Genomic DNA, 18,244 nt, shown 5'->3' on the forward strand with positions numbered 1-18,244 from the left:
CACGGTGCTCAGGACGCGCCCTTGGCCGCGCGGAACCCGGCCTCCAGATCGGCCTTCAGATCAGCGAGGTTCTCGATGCCGACCGACAGACGCACCAGCCCCGGCGAGGTACCGGTCGCCGCCAACTGCGCCTCGTCCAGCTGACTGTGGGTCGTCGACGCGGGGTGGATGATCAGACTGCGTACGTCCCCGATGTTGGCGAGATGACTGAACAGCTCGACGGCGTCCACGAACCGCTTCCCTGCCTCGACCCCGTCCCGCAGCTCGAAGGCCAGCACCGCCCCGGCACCGCGCGGCAAGTAGCGCCGGCCCGCCTCGTACCAGCGGTTGGACTCCAGTCCCGGGTAGTGGACGGCGGCCACCTCGTCCCGCTGATCCAGCCACTCGGCCAGGGCCTGTGCGTTGGCCGAGTGCCGTTCGATGCGCAGGCTCAGCGTCTCCACGCCCTGGAGGAGCAGGAACACCGAGTGCGGCGAGATCGCCGGACCGAGGTCACGCAGCAACTGCACGCGCAGCTTGATGGCGAAGGCGCCGGGGCCGAGCGCCGGCCAGTAGCGCAGACCGTGGTAGCTGGGGTCCGGCTCGCTGAAGTCGGGGAAGCGCTCGGCGTGTGCGCCGAAGTCGAAGGTGCCGCCGTCGACCACGACACCGCCGATCGTGGTGCCGTGCCCGCCGAGGAACTTCGTCGCCGAGTGGACGACGATGTCGGCGCCGTGCTCGAACGGCCGCAGCAGATACGGCGTCGGCACGGTGTTGTCCACGATCAGCGGCACGCCCGCCTCGTGCGCGACGTCCGCCACCGCCCGGACATCGAGGACGTTGCCGCGCGGATTGCCGAGCGTCTCGGCGAACAGGGCCTTCGTGTTCGGCCGGATCGCCGCCCGCCACGCCTCGGCGTCGTCCGGGTCGTCCACGAACGACACCTCGATGCCGAACTTCGGCAGCGTGTGCCGGAAGAGGTTGTACGTCCCGCCGTACAGCGACGTACTGGAGACGAGATGGTCGCCCGCGGACGCCAGCGTCAGGATGGCGAGGGTCTCCGCGGCCTGCCCGGAGGCGACGGCGACAGCGGCGACTCCGCCTTCGAGGGCGGCGACGCGCTGCTCGAAGACGTCCTGGGTGGGATTGTGGATCCGGGTGTAGATGTTGCCGGGCTCGGCCAGCGAGAACAGGTCCGCGGCATGCTGGGTGTCACGGAAGACGAACGAGCTGGTCTGGTAGATCGGCGTCGCCCGCGCCCCGGTCGTCGGGTCCGGTACGGCACCGGCGTGGATCTGCTTGGTCTCGAACGACCAGGCCGAGGTGTCGGGACCTGGCTCGTCCTCGGGGGTGTGACCTGCGGTGACGGAGTCGATGGGCTGGCTCATGGCTCTCCCTTGTGCGGAGCATGCGGGGTGCGGGCGTGCGTGAAGAGGCCGCGGGGCCGCTGCCCGGACCGGAAGCGGGCAGGACGAAGGACGGCGCGGCGCGCTGGTGAGAAGGGGGATCGGATACCGGAGCGGAGCGTCAGCTCTCGGCCGAACACCCCGTGCTGGTGACACGCACGTAGTCGACGTGGCGGCGGGTCACGAGCACGGTCATGCAGTGAGAGAACCACAGCCCGTGCCGGAGAACCAGCGTGACGTGGGGAGTTGACACACGACTGCCACAACCACGCCGGCCCCCGGTGCCGTTCACCCCGTGGACGCGAGCAGCGCCGTACGACCGCCCAGCGCACTGGAGAAGTGATCCGTGACCTGCTCCAGCGCCGTGGCCGCGGCGGATGCGACGGTCAGCGTGCCGTCCTCGCCGACCGTGATGTCCTTGTCGAGCGTGAACCAGCCCGGCACGATGTGCGAGGGCCCCATGGAACTCAGCACCGGCCTCAACGCGTAGTCGATCGCCAGCACATGGGCCGTACTGCCACCCGTGGCCAGCGGCAGCACCGTCTTGCCGGTCAGCGCGTACTGCGGGAGCAGATCGAGGAGCGACTTCAACAGGCCCGAGTACGCGGCCTTGTAGACCGGCGTACCGATCACGATCCCGTCCGCCTGCTCGAACAACGCCGTGGCGGCGGTGATCGCCGGATGCCCGAAGTCGGCGCCCAGCAACGCCTGTGCGGGCAGGGTGCGCACCTCCAGCGGGGTCACGTCATGGCCCTGGCGGCGGAGCCGGTCATCCAGGTGACGCAGGAGGCGGGTGGTGCGGGAGGTGGGGGAGGGGCTGCCGGAGACGGACAGGATCGAGGCCATGACGGGACCTTTCGAGGTCGGGTTCAGACGGAGTACCGGGTGGGCGGAGGCGTGCTCACCAGGCGCTCGACCGCACCGTGATCAGCGGCCGCAGTTCGTTGCGCAGGGTCTCCAGGAAGGCGACGACCTCCGCAGCCACCGACCGGTGCTGGAGGTCGTTGAGAACATCGTGGTGAGCACCGTGCACGACCGAAAGCCGGGCCCGGGAAAGGGACTTGGCGGTGTGCGCGAGCGCCTCGTGGTCCGCGAGGGGGTCGGAGTCGCCGACGAGCAGCAGCACCGGCACGGCGGCCTCACTGTCGTAGGCGGCGGCGAGCACGGCCTCCGGGATCGCGTCGTCGAGCGAGCCGCGCCGCACCCCGGCGTCCTGGGTGAGGAGGCCCCGGTGGGCGGGGCAGGAGGTGCGGACGTCGAGTTCCTCGTCCCAGGTGCCGGCGGTGACGGCGGGGGCGCGGCCGGGCAGGCCCGCGAGGACCACGGCGTCGGGCCGAGTGCCTGCTTCCTGTCCGAGCAGCGCGGCCACGGCGGCGGCGCCCGAGTCGGCTCCGACGAGGACGAGGGGCCGTACGACTGCGTCGACTACGGCCGTGCCCTCGGCGGCCTCGGAGAGCCGGGCGGCGAGGGCGGTCAGGTTCTCGGTGTCGAGGTCGGGGGCGTCTATCACCCGGACCCGGTAGGCGTCGGCGGCGAGCCGCCTGCCGAAGCGGGTGTAGGTCGCCCGGGTCTCGCCGCGGCCGGGAACGACGAGGACCGTGCCCCGGACGCGCAGGCCCTCGGGGCCGAAGTAGTCGCTGTACTGGGTCATTTCACACTCCTGCGGATACGGTCGCGGCCGTCGGCGCGGGCTTCCAGCCCAGCGCGGGTGCCACTTCGGTCGCGATGAGTTCGAGGGCGCGGACGGCGGCGTCGTGGTCGGGGACTGCGGGGTTGAACTGCGTGATCAGGTCCGTCGCGACGGGCAGTACCTTCTCCTGCCCGAGCGCCGCGACGATCTCGTCGGGGTGGCCGTAGAAGGAGTGGAAGCGACGCAACGCCTCGTCCCGGTCGAGGCCCTTGGGGAACGCGCCGTGCTCCGCCATGCGCAGTGCCGCCCGGTGGACGTCGTCGCCGATCGCGGCGAGCGCCGTACGCCGGTCCTTGGCAGGGAACACGAACCGGGAGAGGCCGATGCGCGGGCGGTGCGGCTGGTCCCAGGCGGCCAAGTAGGCGTCTGCCCAGGGGCGTTGCACCTCGTCGGTGGGGGCGTCGAAGCCGTAGGCCGCGCGGTTGAGCAGTAAATTCGCACCGCTCCGCGCCGCGTACTGGGCGCCCTGCGCGCTGAACACCCCTTGCCAGACACGGTCGTTGAAGTCGCCGGGCCGGGGCTGGATGCGGAAGCCGGGTGTGCCCACCTCGCGACGGTCGAGGGCCTGGCGCACGATGTCGAGGTTCTCGCTGGTGAGTTCACGCTTGCGGGCCACGTCCTTGCCGAACGCCGCATACTCCACCTCGCTCGATCCGCTGCCCACGCCGAGTTCCACGCGGCCTTCGCTGAGCGTGTCGACGGTGGCGATGTCCTCGGCGAGCCGGACCGGATCCTCCAGGGGGAGGATGGTGATGGCGGTGCCAAGGCGGATGCGGGTGGTCCGTGCCGCCGCGTGGGCCAGGAAGGTCCACGGCGAGGACAGTCCACCGCCCCCGAGGGGGACGTGGTGCTGGGCCACCCAGCCGACGTCGAAGCCCAACTCGTCGGCCACGACGAAGAGTTCCTGGGCGTTGCGGTAGGTGCGGGCGATGTCGTCGTCGCGGCCCTGGACGTGGGTGAGGAAACCGAGCCGGAAGCGTGGTCTCTCGGTTGGCATGGGTTGCCGGCCCTCTCAGTCGTTCACGAGCTGGCGCTCGCGCTCGTGACGGTTGGCCGGGATCGGCAGGCCGAGGTTGCCGCGCAGGGTGTCGGACGTGTACTCGGTGCGGAACAGTCCGCGCTTCTGGAGGATCGGGACGACACCGTCCACGAAGTAGTTCAGTTCGTCCTCGGTGCGGAAGGCGAGGTTGATGCCGTCGAAGGCGCGGGCGTCGAACCACTGCTGGATGGTGTCGGCCACGGTCCGCGGGTCCCCGACGAACGGCGACTGGCGGAACTGGTTGATGGATTCGGCTACTTGACGCAGGGTCAGGTGCTCGGTCCTGGCTCGCTCGATGAGCTGCGTGGCACCCGTGCGCCCGCCCTTCTCGGCGAGATGGGCGACATCCGGGAACGGTGCGTCCAGGTCGTGCACGCTGAAGTCGTACGCCCCGAAGGACCGGCCCAGCAGCGCCAGGTTGCGGCCGAAGTCGTCGTCCTCCTCGAAGATCTCCCGCTCACGACGGCGCGCCGCCTCGTCGGTGGCGGCGACGACCGGGCCGCCGTGGATGAGGATCTTGACGTGCTCGGGGTCGCGGCCGTAGGCGGCGGTGCGCTTCTTGACGTCGGCGTAGTAGTCCCGCGCCGACTCCAGGGTGCCGCCGGGCGCGAAGATGCCCTCGGCGACCTGGGCGGCGAGATCACGGCCCTCCTCGGACACACCGGCCTGGAAGATCACCGGCTGGCCCTGCGGGGAGCGGGAGAGGTTCAGCGGGCCCGCGATCTTGAAGTGCTCGCCCGCGTGGTCGAGTTCGTGCAGCTTGGCCGGGTCGAGGAACACGCCCCGCTCGACGTCGGCCGGGAACGCGTCGTCCTCGTAGGAGTCCCACAGCCCCCGGGCGACCTGCACGAACTCCAGGGCACGGCCATAGCGGGTGGCGTAGTCGAGGTGCTCGTCGAGTCCGAAGTTCCGTGCGGTGCCGGTGTCGAAACTGGTCACGACGTTCCAGCCGGCCCGCCCGCCGCTGATGTGGTCGAGCGAGGCGAAGCGGCGGGCGAGGTTGAAGGGCGAGTTGTACGTCGAACTCGCGGTGCCCACCAGGCCGAGGTGCTTGGTGTGGGTGGCGACGGCCGACAACAGGGTCAGTGGCTCAAGGCGGTTGAGGTAGTGCGCCGGGTAGGTGGAGTTGATGAACTGGCTGTCGACGATGAACAGGGCGTCGAACAGGGCGTGTTCGGCCGCCTGTGCCAGCCGGATGTAGTAGTTGATGTCGATGCTGGCGTTCTTCGCGACGCGCGGGTCCTTCCACAGCCCGTGCTGGCCGGGACCGCCGACACCGTAGGGGTGGAGGGCGAGGTGGAGCGTGCGGGACATGGCTGTTCCTGTTCTGTCAGGGGGAGTTGAGGGGGTGTCAGGCGTGCAGGAGGGCGCGCAGGGCCTCCCGTTCGGCCCGGTCGGCCGCCGCGCCGTGCAGGGTGGGCGCGGACCGCACGAGCAGGCGCGTGTAGGGGTGCTGGGGCTGGTTGATGACGTCGGAGGTGGCGCCGACCTCGACCAACTCGCCCTGGTACAGCACGGCGATACGGTCGGCGACCCCGGCGACGGACCCGAGGTCGTGGGAGATGAAGACGAGGGCCACTCCGTCGGCGCGGAGTTCCTTGAGGATCTGCAGGATCTGCACGCGGTTGGCCGAGTCGAGCGCGCTGACCGGTTCGTCGAGGATGACGAGACGCGGCTCGGTCACCAACGCCCGCGCCACCGCCACCCGTTGACGCTGACCACCGGACAACTCGCCCGGCAACCGATCGAGTAGGCCGGGGGAGAGCCGTACCCGGTCGAGGAACGCGCGTACCCGCGCCGCCGCCTCCTGCCGGGACACGCCCTGGATGAGCAGGGGTTCGGCCAGCGACGCCTCGATGGTCACGTCCGGGTCGAGGCTGCGAAGGGGGTCCTGGAAGACGTACTGGATCACACCGCGCCGACGCAGCGCACGCCACTGACGATGGCCGTAGCCGCTGACCTCCTCGCCGTCGATCACGATGGATCCGGCCGAGGCGCGCACGAGGCCGAGCACGGTCCGCGCGAGCGTCGATTTGCCGGAGCCGGTCTCGCCGATGATGCCGACGGTCTCACCCGGCGCGATGCTCAGGGAGACCCGGTCCAGGGCCTGACGGCGGCGCCGGCGGAGGCCGTAGTGCACCTCCAAGTCGGTTACTTTCAGGACGGGTTGGGCGGGCTGCGGCGCCGGGTGGTCGGTGCTCACGCGTCCTCCTCTACGGCGTCTACGTCGTCCAGCTCTACAGCGGATACGGCGTCCGGGGCGTCGGTCCTCGCGGGCTCCACGACGTCTGTGCCGAGGAACTTGTCCAGGCCGTAGGTCTCGTGCTCGGCGATCAGCAGCCGGGTGTACTCGTGCTGCGGGTGGTGCAACACCTCGTGGGTGGGGCCCTGTTCGACCACCTCGCCCTGCCGCATGACGAGGACCTCGTCGCAGAGCTGGGCGACGACGGCCAGGTCGTGGGAGACCAGGACGAGAGCCAGGCCGGTGCGCTCGCGCAGGTCGGCCAGCAGGTCGAGGATCTCTGCCTGGACGGTGACGTCGAGCGCGGTGGTGGCCTCGTCGGCGATGAGGATGCGCGGGTCGGCGGCGATCGCGGCGGCGATGAGGACGCGTTGGAGCATGCCGCCGGAGAGCTCGTAGGTGTACTGGCTGTAGACAAGCTCCGGGTCGCGAAGATGCACCGCGTGGAGCAGTTCGATCGCCTGTCGGCGCGCCTCGCGTCGTTTGAGTCCCTTCTTGACCTTGAGGACTTCGGCGATCTGGGCGCCCACGCGGATCGAGGGGTTGAGATACGACGCCGGGTCCTGGAAGACCGCGCTGATCGTGGCGCCGCGCAGGGCCGTCCACTGCGCCGACGAGAGCCCGGAGATGTCGTGGCCGTCGATCTCGATCGAGCCGCCGGTGACCTCGAAGTGGGCGGGCAGGATGCCCAGTGTGGCCCGGCAGGTGAGGGTCTTGCCGCTGCCGGACTCGCCGACGATGCCGACGGCCTTGCCGGGTGTCAGCGTGAAGCTGACGCCGTGGACGATCTCCTGGCCGGCGGCCTGGTCGCTGATGCGTACGTCGCGCACGGACAGGACGGGCGCCGACGGGGCGGCCTGGCGGACGGGCTTGGTCGTGCCGGTCGCGCTGGTCGTGGCGGTCTCCTCGACCTCGGCGCTGTTGCTCTGTTCGGTCGTGCTGTTCTGCCCGGCCTTGGGCAGGACTTTCTCGGAGAGAGTTGCCATCACGCACCTCCGGCGTGAACGTGAGCGGCGTCGGTGTGGACTTCGGAGTTGGTGTCGGCGAGCCGATTGGCGCGCGCCTTGCGGTTGTTGACGAGGGCGCGGCCCGCCTCGCCCGAAACGTCACGGATGGCGTCGGCGAGGAGGTTGCAGGCCCAGACGGTGACCATGATCAGCAGGGCGGGGGTGAGCGGTGCCCACGGCTTCTGGGTGAGATAGCCGAGGTCTGAGGCGAGCAGGCCGCCCCAGGTGGGCGCGGGTGGCTGGACGCCGATGCCCAGGAAGGTCAGCGTGGAGACGATGACGAAGCCGACGCCGATGGTCTGGGCGAGCGCCACCGCGATCGGCGGGAGCACCTTGACCCAGACGTGCCGGCGGACGACCCACCCGATGGACGCGCCGGAGATCAACGCGGCCTCCACGTACGGCGATCGGGCCACCGCCAGCGTGGCGGCGCGGGCCACCCGGTAGAACAGCGGGGAGACCAGCACCCCCGTGACCAGCATCGCCTGCGTGATGCCGTTGCCGAGCAGTGCGACCACGGCGACGGCGAACAGCAGGAAGGGCAGGGCGACCAGCGTGTCGGTCAGCCGGAGGGTGACCCACTCGAAGACCCGGCCGAAGTAGACCGAGAGGATCCCGGGGATCGCCCCGACCCCCAGTGCCGTGAGGGCGACTTCGAGGGAGCCGAGCACGCTGACCCGGGAGCCGTCGAGGAGTCGGCTCAGCACGTCGCGGCCGAGGTAGTCGGTGCCGAGCCAGTGGGCTCCCGACGCGTCGGCGAGGGTGTCGGAGCTGGTGGCCAGCGGATCGTGGGGCGCGATGAACGGCCCGAGGACGGCGAGGAGGGCGATCACGGTCAGGATCACGAGGGCGATCCGGCCGGACGCGAGGGAGAGCACGCGGCGCACCATGGTCACACCCCCCGCTGGGACGCCGGCGTCACACGCGCCAGCACCAGGTTGACGATCAGGTTGAAGGCGACGACCAGGACGATCGACACCACGAGGACTCCTTGTACGGCCGGTACGTCACCGGCCTGGGCGGAGTCGTTGGCGAACCGGCCGAACCCCTGCAGCCCGAAGATCCACTCGGTGACGACGGAGGCGCCGACGAGGGTGGGGAACTTCAGACCGAGGGTGGCGAGCGCCGGGCCGAGGCCGTTGCGCAGCACATGGCCGAAGAAGATCCGGCGTGGGCTGAGTCCCCGTACGACCGCGCCCGTCACGTAGTTCTCGCGGTAGGCCGCGATGAGGCTGGTGCGCAGTTGGCGGGCGACATCGGCGACGACGTCGAAGCTCAACGCGACGGCGGGCAGGGTGATATGGGCGAGCCACGGCCCGACCCCCTGCGCCGCCGGGACGTATCCGGCGGACGGGAACACATGCAGCCCGACCGCGAACACCGCGACCAGCACGATGCCGACGACGAAGGCGGGCATCACCGAGATCACCGTGACGAAGCCCGTGATCGCGCGGTCGATCCAGGTCGTACGACGCAGCGCGGCGACCGTGCCGAGGGCGAAGCCCGCGACCACGCCGATGATCAGCGCGAAGACCGCCACCGACAGACTCACACCCAGGCCGAGGCCGATGAGGGTGGAGATGTCGGCGCCGTTGGTCCAACTAGTGCCGAGCTGCCCGTGCAGGACCCCGCCCAGCCAGTCCACGTACTGGACGAGGAAGGGCCGGTTGAGGCCCCAGTGTGCCTCAACTCTGGCTACCGCCTCGGGAGTTGCTTCCTCGCCCAGCTGGATCCGCGCCGGGCTGAGCCCGCTCAGTGACCGCAGCGCGAACGTCACGAACGTCGCGACCAGGAACACGGGCACGAAGATCGCGATCGACCGGGCGAGGGTGACCAGGACGCGGCCCACGGTGTGCCGCGTCCCGGTCGTGGCGACCCGGTGACGGACGTCGGGTGGTGTGGCCGGTGCCTCCGTCGTCGTCATGGCTTGCCCCCTCTCTGTAGTGGCTGTACGGAATGTGATGGAACGTCAGTTGGAGCCGATGGCCACGCCGGTCCAGTCGATGTGGGCCGGGTTCTTGGGCAGGGCGGAGATGGACTTGCTCTTGGCGATGAGGTTGGGCGAGGAGTACGTGAAGACCAGCGCCTTGCTCTGCAGACCGGCCCGGGTCGCCGCCTGGAGGACCTTCGCGTAGTCGGGCGAGTCCAGCGGGGTCTGGCGCACCTTGGCGACGGCCGCCTCGAAGCCCGAAGGTTCGTACGGCGAGCTGAGGTTGAGCGGGCCGTTCGGACCGAAGTGCGCGGTGAGGGTCTGTGCGGCGGAGTCACGCCCCGTCGTCCCGTAGATGGAGAGCGTCAGGTCCTTCGCGAAGAACGGGGTGGCCCAGTTCTTGTCGACCTTGATGTCGACCGTGATGCCGACCTTCGCCAACTGCGCCTGGACGACCTCCGCTTGGGGATCCTCGGCCGGGATGACGAGATCGAGCTTGATCTGGCCCGCCTTGTAACCGGCCTCGGAGAGCAGCTGCTTCGACTTGGCCGGGTCGTAGGCGTAGTCGTTCGCGGACTGCGGGTCGTAGGCCACATAGCCCTTGGGGAACGGCTGGTTGGTCGCCGAGCCGTAGCCGAAGGTCAGTTTGTCGACGAACTCCTGGCGGTTGATCGCGTAGCGGACCGCGTCGACGACCTTCTCGTTGTTGAACGGCGCCTTGTTGACGTTCAGGCTGATGTTGTTGGCGTTGAAGCCGGGCTGGACGAAGACGTCGAGTCCGGCCTTCTTGGCCGCTTCGGCCTGACTGGGCGCGATGTCGGCGAAGTTGTAGACGCCGGTCTGGAGTCCGGAGACGACCGTCGCCGCGTCGGGGGCCGAGGTCAGCTCGACGTTGTCGATGTGGATGTCCTTGGCGTCCCAGTAGTCCGGGTTCTTCTTCAGCAGAACCTTGGTGCCCGGCACGAGCTGGGTGACGGTGAACGGGCCCGCGCCGACCGGGCTCTGGTCCAGCTTGGTGGGGGACTGGGCCGCCTTCGGACTGGCGATCTGGAGGACGCGCTCGCCGAGGAGTTGGGGGATCTGGTAGTCGACCTGGCTGAGGTGGAGCACCGCGTCCAGTCCGTTGGCGTCCACCGACTTGATGGAGGTGAGGTCGCCGAACAACGCGGAGTTCTTCTGCTTCTGGGCGCGCACGATGGCGGCCTTCACGGCTGACGCGTCGACCGGCGCACCGTCGCTGAACTTCAGGTTCGGGCGCAGATGGAACGTGATCTGATCGCCCTTGGCGTTGTACTCCCAGCTCTTGGCCAGGTCGGGCACAGCCTTGCCGGTCGCGTCCGTGCGGGTCAACGAGGCGTAGACCAGGGCGAGTTCACGGAACTGGGCGCCACTGCCGCTGACGACCGGGTCCCAGTGGGCGGGGAAGTAGGAAGAGGCCCACTTCAGCGTGGCGCCGCCGCCGGCCGTCGAGGCGTCGCCGCCGCAGGCGCTGAGGGCGGGGACGAGCACGGTGGCGAGGGCGGTACCCAGGGCGGCGGCGCGCAGCCGGCCGGGGCGGAAGGCCGCCCGACGGCTGCGGGGCGTGAGTCGTCCGGACATCTTCATTTCTTTCTTCGAGGGCTCCCGGCCGCGCCGGGGCAGCGGAAAGGAAGCGAGGGCGGCACACCCGGGGGCCGCACACCACGCAGACCGGGACGACGGACATGCCGGTGCGGCTTCGATGCGCACGGAGACATGCCGCGCCCAGGGCAGGAGGCGTCGGCGGATCACGGGGAGAGCCCGGGACACGGAGGGAGGCAGAGGAGGCGACGAAACGCGAAGGGGGGCGCGAGAAGACGGCGCTGGGCGGCGAGTCGGCGGAGTGCCGGTGGCTACGGGAGCGGGGTCAGGCGCCTGTGGGCCGGGATCGGCGGGTCAGCGACAGAGAGCGCTGCAGGTGCGCCGCAGGTCCACGTAGCGGCACACCACACCGGGGTGCGTCGTGAGCATGCTGCACATCCTGGGGCCAGCCGTCCGAGGCTGTCAATGGACACCAATTGGTGTCTCATTGGGCGGGACGGTCTCTGACCGCTGATCAGAGCCCTGTCAGGGTCCGGAGGAAGGGGCGGGGGCTACGGCGGGATGTGCCGCGGCCTCCTCCGGGTCCAGCCACAGCGGCCCGTTGCCGGTGTCGACCCGGACGGCACCGGCCGGAGGCCACGGGCTGCCGTCGGCCAACACCATGCGCTCGCGTTCGGTCAGGGTCCGGTACCGCGCGAGCGCGTCCGCCGGCTCCAGCGCCGTCGGCGCGGGCAGCAGCCCGGGGCTGAGTTCGGCGACGGCCGACACGTACTCCTCGTACGGCCGCCAGCCGGGTACGGCGCGCTGACCGGTGGAGGTGCGCAGGAGCAACGTCGGCAGCGCGTAGCGGTGTTGGCCGTCGGGGGTCTCCTTGGCGGCACCCGGATGGGGCGAACCGTCGGCACGAACCGACAGCACGTCCTCGACCGGCCTGCGCGCCTCGGCACGGTCGACCCGCACACTCTCCAGTACGCCGGCCGACGCCGCGTCGGTCGCGAGCCGGCCGACATCGAGACCGGGCACGCCCGACACCACGGCCAGCGCCGACTCGGGGGAGTCCGCGGGCTCCCCGAGCACGAACACGCTCTCCCGCAGCCGCCGTAGCACCCGGTTCGCCACGTCGGCACCCTGCGCCTCGGCCGCCTTGGCGACCAGGGAAGCCGGCCAGGAACTCGCGGCCACGCGGCTCAGGCGACGTGCCCGCGGGGCGTGGGTGTGGGCACTGATGTCCTCGACGTAGCGTGCGTACCAGGCGGTTTCCGCGGCGGGGTCGGGTGCGGGGTCGTCGTCGTGGTCGAAGAGAATGCAGTACGCGCGGCGCCACTGAACCTGTCCGGCGAAGGCCGCGCGCAGCCGGCGGAAGACGGGTTCGGATCCCCAGGCCCAGGGACACAAGGGGTCGGTGTACTCGACGACTTCGAGGAGTCCGGTGGCTTCGTGGACTTCGACGGATTCGGAGTCTTCGGAGGCTTCGGCGGGGTGTTGGTCCGGGGCCGTCACGCGGCTCCCTGGCGGGTCAACTGCTCGTTCGCCGCGTGTTGTCGGTCGGCGGTGGCGGGCAGCAGCGTGGCCAGGGTCGTGCCGCTCAGGACGGCGGCGGCCTCGGCCTCGATCCGGCGCCACACCCCGGGCAGACCGGAGGCGGGACCGGGGTAGTCGAGCCCGGCCAGCGGTTCACCGCGCAGGGTGATCAACTCGCCGTCCACGGCCCGGGCGACATCCAGGAGCGTGATCTCGTCGGCGGGCCGGCCCAGCCAGTACCCGCCTTCGCAACCACGCTGGCTGCGGACCAGGCCGGCTCTGCGCAACTCGCCCACCACGGACTTCAGGAACCGGAACGGGATCTGCTGCGAGGAGGCGATCGCCTCGCACGTGAGCGGACGGGCAGGTTCGCAGGCGAGCTCCAGCAGAGCCCGCGTGGCGTAGTCCGCCTTCGCGGAGATATGCATGCGCACATAATGCCCGACGCGGGCCCGGCAACGAGAGGTTCCGCCGCTTCCCCTCCCACCTCTCCTCATACATTGCGGGAACATTGCCGCAGGTGAAGCACAATGGACACCTCTTGACATCCTTTTCCGGACGGCTCTAGCGTCCCCAACCATGAGCGAGCCGTTGACAACCCCCGGCGAAGGTTTCCACCCCCATCTCCACGACGCCGCAGGGCAGTCCACAGCCTCCCTGCGCAGCCGCCTGCACCACATCCGCGCCGACGCCCTCGACGGCGACACGGCACAGAGCGGTGGCATGCGCAGATTCGCCGCGGTGAGCGGCAGGACGGTCGGCTCCGAGAAGCTGTGGATGGGCCAGACCCACGTAGCCCCCTCCACCGCCTCCTCCGACCACCACCACGGCGAATCCGAGACCGCCATCTATGTGGTGAGCGGACACCCCGAGTTCGTCTTCCTCGACGACACCGGCTCGGAACCCGAAGAGGTACGTCTGCGCACCTCCCCCGGGGACTACATCTTCGTCCCGCCGTTCGTACCGCACCGGGAGGAGAACCCGGACCCCGCGGACGAGGCCGTGGTGGTGATCGCGCGCAGCACACAGGAGGCGATCGTGGTGAACCTTCCGGGACTGTACGTGCTGGAGGCGGGGGAGGACTGAGGTGTCGCCGGGCCCGTGGAGGTGGGGGCCGGCGGGTGAGGCCTTGCGGCTCATCCGGCGGTCCTGACGTCATGAACTCGCCGTATTCGTGCAGCAGTTGCGGGCACAGCCACCGACACCGGAGCGACGTACCGATGGAAAATGTCTCGCGATGCGGTCGGGACAGGCTGAGACTCGTGTCATGACTGACATGGAGGCGTTCCGGGACGCGGTCACCGCGTGGGCGACGGGTGGCCCCGGCGACTCCGCGCGCGAAGCGGCCGCACGGTTGCCCGTCAGGACGGCCGTCCTGCTCGAAGGACCCAGCGACGTCGCGGCGGTCGAGGCGCTGGCGGAGAGCCGCGGCCGGAACCTGGCGGCCGGAGGGGTCTGCGTCCTGTCGATCGGCGGAGCGATGAGCGTCGGGCACTACGCCCGGCTCCTCGGTCCACCCGGACTGGGCCTGCGCCTCACGGGACTGTGCGACGAGGCGGAACGCCCCTACTACGCCCGCGGCTTCTCACGCGCCGGCGCGGCGGAGCAGAGCTTTTACGTCTGCGCGGCGGACCTGGAGGACGAGCTGATCCGCGTACTGGGCGTGACACGGGTCGAGGAACTCGTCCGGGCCGAAGGCGACCAGCGTGCCCTGAACACCTTCCTGCGCCAGCCCGCCCAGCGAGGCCGTGACCCGCAGCAGCAGTTCAGACGCTTCCTGGGCACGAAGAAGGGCCGCAAAATCCACTACGGCCGCGTCCTCACCGAGGCCCTCGACCCCGAACGCGTCCCGGCACCGCTGGCCGGGCTGCTCGCCGGCGTCTGACGGGATGACGTCACGCGCTCTGGACAAGCCATGTTCGGGCTGTGGAAAGTACGAGTATGGGCACGCCGCGTGTGACCTCACAGACCCAGCAGGTGCTGCGCGTTCTGCTGGAGGAGCCCGGCAGGCAGCGATACGGCCTTGAGGTGTGTGAGCTGGCGGGGCTGCCGTCGGGCACGGTCTATCCGATCCTGGCGCGACTGGAACAGGTCGGCTGGGTGAACAGTGTCTGGGAGGACCCGGTCGTACATGTGCGGGGTGGGCGCCCTCGCCGCCGTCTCTACTCGATCACAGTGGGCGGCGCGAAAGAGGCTCGCGCCGCCCTGGCGAGCGCCTGCCGAGCCCGCGGGCAGCGCGCCTAGGAAGGCATACGTCGCGTCCGACGCGGACAGTCAGATTCCCTACCCTCACGACCCGGACCTTCGCGGTGCCCACGATGAACGGACATGAGTCGACGGGGATCCAAATCCTCGCCCGCAAACCCGTTGTGCCGTGAACACACCCCACCCGCCACTCGTAGCGGTACTTCAGCGAATCCGTCTCCGCCTGCTCGATGTCGGCGATCGTCAGTTCCGGCATGCGCGGTTGGGCCAGTGTCACCTCGGCCGGGGTCGGCGACCAGGACCAGCGACGAGCAGGCGATCAACTGCCGGGTGTGCTCGGTGAGTTCGGTCGTCTGCTTCCGTACGGCCGTGTCACGCGGGAGTCCGTAGACCTGGCGCGGTGCCGCCTGGTCGCGCATGGCGTCGAGGCGGAGCGAGTCGAATGCGCTGCCGACAAGGGATGTCCTCACCCTTCGCCCCTCACCCCTTGCCTGCGCGGGCGAGCGCGTCCTCGGCCTGCGTGGCAAGGGTGTTGACGAGGTCGGCGGCGGACGGCAGGTCGTCGATAAGGTCGACTGCTTCGCCGGCCCAGATGGGCAGTGCGGGTATGTCGCCGCGGGAGAGGGCGAGTTGGTAATCCTCTCTGGCGTGGGGGTCGCCGGCGAGTTCGGTCTCTCGGCCGCGCCATGCGTCGAGGAAGGGATGGCCGAGCGTGCGGGCGGTGTATTTCGACGGCCAACTGGAGCCTCGGGCGATGTCGAGGACGCGGTTCCGCTCGGTGTCTTCGCCGTGCCCCTGAACGATGGCTGTGGCGGTCGCGGGGGTGATCAGGGCTTCGGTCGTGGCCTGGAAACGGGTGCCGATGAGTGCTCCGGCAGCCCCGAGGGTGAGCGCGGCGGCCACCCCGCGGCCGTCGGCGATTCCGCCGGCCGCGAGCACGGGTACGGGAGCCGTCAGATCCACGACGACCGGCACGAACGGCAGTGTGGAACGGCCGTGCCGGGCTCCGTGCCCGCCGCTCTCGGATCCCTGCGCCACGATGACGTCGGCGCCCAGGTCGACCGCGCGCCTCGCTTCTTCGAGATCGGTGACCTGAATGATCAATGCCGTACCGGCCCGGCGGATGCGTTCGGCGAACGGGCTCGGGTCCCCGAACGACAGCATCACCGCGGCAGGGTTGTGTTCCAACGCGTGCTCGACCGCGCCGACATCGATCTGCCAGGTGAGGAAGCCGATGCCCCACGGCTTCGTGGTGTGCTGGGCGATGATGGCCAACTCGCGGGCCAGCCAGTCGCGTTCACCGTTGCCGCTGCCCAGCAACCCCAGCCCGCCACCGCGGGAGACGGCTGCGGTCAGCGCACCACCGGCCGATCCACCCATCGGCGCCGACGCGATCGGGTGGTGCACACCGAACAACTTCGTGAACGCCGTCGACAGTGTCATGGCCGCCATCATCACCCTTGCCGCCGTACGAGGTGAAGCGCCGCGGATATGAGTGGCTCCGCCGCGCGGCCCGACCCTAATCTCGGGCCATGAACCAGCGGCGGCAGAAGAAGCTCTCCAGACGTCTCTTCGGAGCAATTCAGGTAGGGGACACCGCCGTTGTGACTGCGGTACTGCGCGCCGGAGCCGACCCGGAGCGGGCCGACAGCGAAGGCACCACACCTCTCTACGCGGCCTCGGTGAACGGACGAGCCTCGATCGCCGGGCTGCTCCTGTCGGCCGGTGCCTCTCCCGACACCGAGAGCGGCGGAATCGGCGCGGAGGGCACGCCGTTGTGCGCGGCCGCGTGTTGGGGGCACGCCGACACCGTGCGCGAGTTGCTGGCCCACGGCGCCGATCCGAACCTACGGGAAGATCACGGCACAGGCTGGTCGCCCCTGGAATGGGCGCGCAGAGGTCCCCATCCCGAGACGGTCGCCCACCTCACCGCAGCGGGCGCAAGCGGGCGCTAGCGGGGGCTAGCCAGGGCTGCGGACGACGATCGACACGTACTGGGTGAGGTGGTGGGACGGGGAGGAAGTCCGGCAACTGGCCCACAACGTGGGCTTGTTGATCGCGGGGCTGGTCGGGATCCTGACCCTGGCCTCGAAGGATCCGGTGGGGAGTGCGTTGACCGAGGCCAATTGATATTTTCCGGCAGTCGTGGCGGTTGTCTGCGGCTGCCCCGGTGATTTCTTCTGTTCCTCCATCGAGAGACTCAGCTTCGCACCGCGATCCCAGCGGATCCCGAGGGTCACCGCCTTCCCGGGGGCGCAGCCCGTGCCCGTGAGCGTGACGGTGCCGCCCGGTACGGTCTCGGTCGGTGAGGCGAGCAGGGGTTCGGCGGGGCCGGTGGGCGTGGGCGGGTGGGTGTGGGGCGCCGTCGGGCCGGGTGTGCTGGTTGCGGATCGTTCCCATGCGACCAGGGGGAAGATTGCCAGCACCGCGGCGGCTACGGCGGTGACGGTCGCGACCTCGCGTACTGTGCGGCGGCGCCGGGCGCGACGCCGTAGGTCCGCGAGGGGTGGCTGCCGTGCGGACCGGGTGCCCTCCTCGACGAGTTGTCGTAGACCGTGTTCAGGGTCGGCCATGGTGGGACAGAGCTCCTTCCGGGTCGGCGGCGAGGTGGCGGGCGAGGTTCGCGCGGGCGCGTGCGAGCCTGCCGCGCACGGTGCTCACCGGCAGGCCCAGTTGCTCGGCGACCTGCTCGATCGGCAGATCCAGTACGTCGTGCAGCAACAGCACAGGGCGCTGGTTGACCGGTACCCGCCGCAGCATCTCGGCGATCTCGACCGTCTGCGGGGTGAGTTGGGGCAGCGGGCGCTGGGCACCCAGGCGCAGCAGCGCCGCGGCGCGTCGGCGCAACCGCCGGATCTCGCTGACCGCGAGGTTGATCGCCACCCGGCGCACCCACAGTTCCGGCACGTCGTAGGCCTGGATCCGGGGCCAGCGGTCCAGGGCCCGGATGAACGCCTCCTGCACGACGTCCTCGGCCTGTTCGAGACTGCCGGTGACCGAGAACAGCTGACCGACCAGCCGCGCGTACGCCGACTGGTAGAACTCCTCGAAGTCCGTCACGCCGGTCCGCCGTCCTCGGCCACCGTCACTGTCACGTTCCACTCAGTTCGTGCCCACCGGTGCCGCCGCCACGCGCTTCTCGGCGGGCGTCAGCGCCAGCCAGGCCAGTTGTGCGGCGGTGGCCCTGCCCTGCGCCTTCAACTCCCCGACCAACTTGTCGGCTTCGGCGACCTGGGCCCTGGTCGGGCCGGCGGTCGTCCCCTTGATCTCCATCTGGATCCTGAGGAGCTGCCGGTTCTCCTCGGAGGATCGGTCCTTGGCCTTGTCATGGGAGGTTGTCTTCTGTTGCGTGGCCTCCTTGACCACTGTCTGGGCGTGTTCGACGGTCCGCGATGCGGTTCCGTGGCCGGACGAGGCCGGTGCCGTCGTGGCCAACACGGCGCACAGGCAGGCGGCGGCGCCGAGAGCGGCGAATCCCAACGTGCGGTGCTGCATTGTCCATCCTCACGTTCGTCGTGGAGGGAAGGTCAGAGAGGCTGACCCGTCGGGGCGGGCCCGACCGCCGTCCCACCACCCCCACGCCCCGGACCGTCACGCGGCGCACACTGCGCGGGCCTTCGTCATCGAACCGTGACCCATCCCACCGCCGCGCAAGGTCCGGCGCC

20 protein-coding genes are annotated in these 18,244 nt (G+C 70.1%); 4 read left to right on the forward strand and 16 right to left on the reverse strand.

What is annotated here, in order from left to right:
* Positions 1-8: 8 nt before the first annotated feature.
* From ACFWP5_RS27335 to ACFWP5_RS27390, 12 genes are all read right to left on the reverse strand, one after another.
* The gene (locus tag ACFWP5_RS27335; RefSeq protein WP_384161835.1) at positions 9-1,367 is read right to left on the reverse strand and encodes a bifunctional o-acetylhomoserine/o-acetylserine sulfhydrylase; all 1,359 of its coding nucleotides are present in this window, start codon (positions 1,365-1,367) and stop codon (positions 9-11) included.
* Positions 1,368-1,673: 306 nt separating this feature from the next.
* Entirely contained in the window at positions 1,674-2,231 is a 558-nt protein-coding gene (ssuE, locus tag ACFWP5_RS27340) for an NADPH-dependent FMN reductase (RefSeq protein ID WP_384161838.1), read from the reverse strand.
* 55 nt (positions 2,232-2,286) lie between these two features.
* Positions 2,287-3,036 (reverse strand): alpha/beta hydrolase, encoded by a 750-nt coding sequence (locus ACFWP5_RS27345; RefSeq protein WP_384161841.1) that lies wholly within the window; start codon positions 3,034-3,036, stop codon positions 2,287-2,289.
* Between the two features lies 1 nt (position 3,037).
* A complete protein-coding gene (locus ACFWP5_RS27350) occupies positions 3,038-4,072 on the reverse strand; it encodes an LLM class flavin-dependent oxidoreductase (RefSeq protein WP_384161844.1) in 1,035 nt (344 codons plus the stop codon).
* A gap of 15 nt (positions 4,073-4,087) precedes the next feature.
* Positions 4,088-5,428: an LLM class flavin-dependent oxidoreductase gene (locus tag ACFWP5_RS27355; protein ID WP_384161847.1), complete on the reverse strand. Its 1,341-nt coding sequence runs from the start codon at positions 5,426-5,428 to the stop codon at positions 4,088-4,090.
* Positions 5,429-5,465: 37 nt separating this feature from the next.
* Positions 5,466-6,317 carry an ABC transporter ATP-binding protein gene (locus tag ACFWP5_RS27360; protein WP_384161850.1) on the reverse strand — a complete coding sequence of 284 codons (852 nt, stop codon included), beginning with the start codon at positions 6,315-6,317 and terminating at the stop codon, positions 5,466-5,468.
* Positions 6,314-7,342, reverse strand: a complete 1,029-nt coding sequence (locus ACFWP5_RS27365; RefSeq protein WP_384161853.1) for an ABC transporter ATP-binding protein — start codon at positions 7,340-7,342, stop codon at positions 6,314-6,316. Before ACFWP5_RS27365 ends, ACFWP5_RS27360 begins: the two co-directional genes overlap by 4 nt.
* The gene (locus ACFWP5_RS27370; RefSeq protein WP_384161856.1) at positions 7,342-8,253 is read right to left on the reverse strand and encodes an ABC transporter permease; all 912 of its coding nucleotides are present in this window, start codon (positions 8,251-8,253) and stop codon (positions 7,342-7,344) included. Before ACFWP5_RS27370 ends, ACFWP5_RS27365 begins: the two co-directional genes overlap by 1 nt.
* A 2-nt stretch (positions 8,254-8,255) precedes the next feature.
* A complete protein-coding gene (locus ACFWP5_RS27375; protein WP_384161858.1) occupies positions 8,256-9,287 on the reverse strand; it encodes an ABC transporter permease in 1,032 nt (343 codons plus the stop codon).
* Positions 9,288-9,332: 45 nt separating this feature from the next.
* Positions 9,333-10,892: an ABC transporter substrate-binding protein gene (locus ACFWP5_RS27380; RefSeq protein WP_384161861.1), complete on the reverse strand. Its 1,560-nt coding sequence runs from the start codon at positions 10,890-10,892 to the stop codon at positions 9,333-9,335.
* Between the two features lie 486 nt (positions 10,893-11,378).
* Positions 11,379-12,248: a DsbA family protein gene (locus ACFWP5_RS27385; protein ID WP_384161913.1), complete on the reverse strand. Its 870-nt coding sequence runs from the start codon at positions 12,246-12,248 to the stop codon at positions 11,379-11,381.
* A 101-nt stretch (positions 12,249-12,349) separates the two neighbouring features.
* A complete protein-coding gene (locus ACFWP5_RS27390; RefSeq protein WP_384161864.1) occupies positions 12,350-12,802 on the reverse strand; it encodes an RrF2 family transcriptional regulator in 453 nt (150 codons plus the stop codon).
* Between the two features lie 151 nt (positions 12,803-12,953).
* On the opposite strand from ACFWP5_RS27390, the gene ACFWP5_RS27395 reads away from it, so the two are divergent.
* The 3 genes from ACFWP5_RS27395 to ACFWP5_RS27405 all read left to right on the forward strand — a co-directional run bounded on the left by ACFWP5_RS27395 (position 12,954) and on the right by ACFWP5_RS27405 (position 14,618).
* The gene (locus ACFWP5_RS27395; RefSeq protein WP_384161867.1) at positions 12,954-13,460 is read left to right on the forward strand and encodes a cupin domain-containing protein; all 507 of its coding nucleotides are present in this window, start codon (positions 12,954-12,956) and stop codon (positions 13,458-13,460) included.
* Positions 13,461-13,641: 181 nt separating this feature from the next.
* A complete protein-coding gene (locus tag ACFWP5_RS27400; protein ID WP_384161870.1) occupies positions 13,642-14,259 on the forward strand; it encodes a TOPRIM nucleotidyl transferase/hydrolase domain-containing protein in 618 nt (205 codons plus the stop codon).
* A gap of 56 nt (positions 14,260-14,315) precedes the next feature.
* Complete coding sequence (locus ACFWP5_RS27405; RefSeq protein ID WP_384161873.1) at positions 14,316-14,618, forward strand: PadR family transcriptional regulator; 303 nt, start codon at positions 14,316-14,318, stop codon at positions 14,616-14,618.
* Positions 14,619-15,059: 441 nt separating this feature from the next.
* On the opposite strand, the gene ACFWP5_RS27410 is transcribed toward ACFWP5_RS27405, so the two are convergent.
* Complete coding sequence (locus ACFWP5_RS27410) at positions 15,060-16,022, reverse strand: NAD(P)H-dependent flavin oxidoreductase (protein ID WP_384161876.1); 963 nt, start codon at positions 16,020-16,022, stop codon at positions 15,060-15,062.
* Positions 16,023-16,111: 89 nt separating this feature from the next.
* On the opposite strand from ACFWP5_RS27410, the gene ACFWP5_RS27415 reads away from it, so the two are divergent.
* Positions 16,112-16,534 carry an ankyrin repeat domain-containing protein gene (locus ACFWP5_RS27415; protein ID WP_384161879.1) on the forward strand — a complete coding sequence of 141 codons (423 nt, stop codon included), beginning with the start codon at positions 16,112-16,114 and terminating at the stop codon, positions 16,532-16,534.
* 6 nt (positions 16,535-16,540) lie between these two features.
* Here the strand turns inward: ACFWP5_RS27415 and ACFWP5_RS27420 are convergent, their stop codons facing one another.
* The 3 genes from ACFWP5_RS27420 to ACFWP5_RS27430 are packed head-to-tail and all read right to left on the reverse strand — an operon-like array spanning position 16,541 to position 18,074.
* Positions 16,541-17,152: a hypothetical protein gene (locus ACFWP5_RS27420; RefSeq protein WP_384161882.1), complete on the reverse strand. Its 612-nt coding sequence runs from the start codon at positions 17,150-17,152 to the stop codon at positions 16,541-16,543.
* Positions 17,139-17,639 (reverse strand): sigma-70 family RNA polymerase sigma factor, encoded by a 501-nt coding sequence (locus ACFWP5_RS27425; RefSeq protein WP_384161886.1) that lies wholly within the window; start codon positions 17,637-17,639, stop codon positions 17,139-17,141. Before ACFWP5_RS27425 ends, ACFWP5_RS27420 begins: the two co-directional genes overlap by 14 nt.
* 42 nt (positions 17,640-17,681) lie before the next feature.
* Positions 17,682-18,074, reverse strand: coding sequence for a hypothetical protein (locus ACFWP5_RS27430; protein WP_384161889.1), 393 nt, complete (start codon positions 18,072-18,074; stop codon positions 17,682-17,684).
* Positions 18,075-18,244 lie beyond the last annotated feature (170 nt).

Source organism: Streptomyces sp. NPDC058469 (genome assembly GCF_042721125.1).
Classification (GTDB): domain Bacteria; phylum Actinomycetota; class Actinomycetes; order Streptomycetales; family Streptomycetaceae; genus Streptomyces.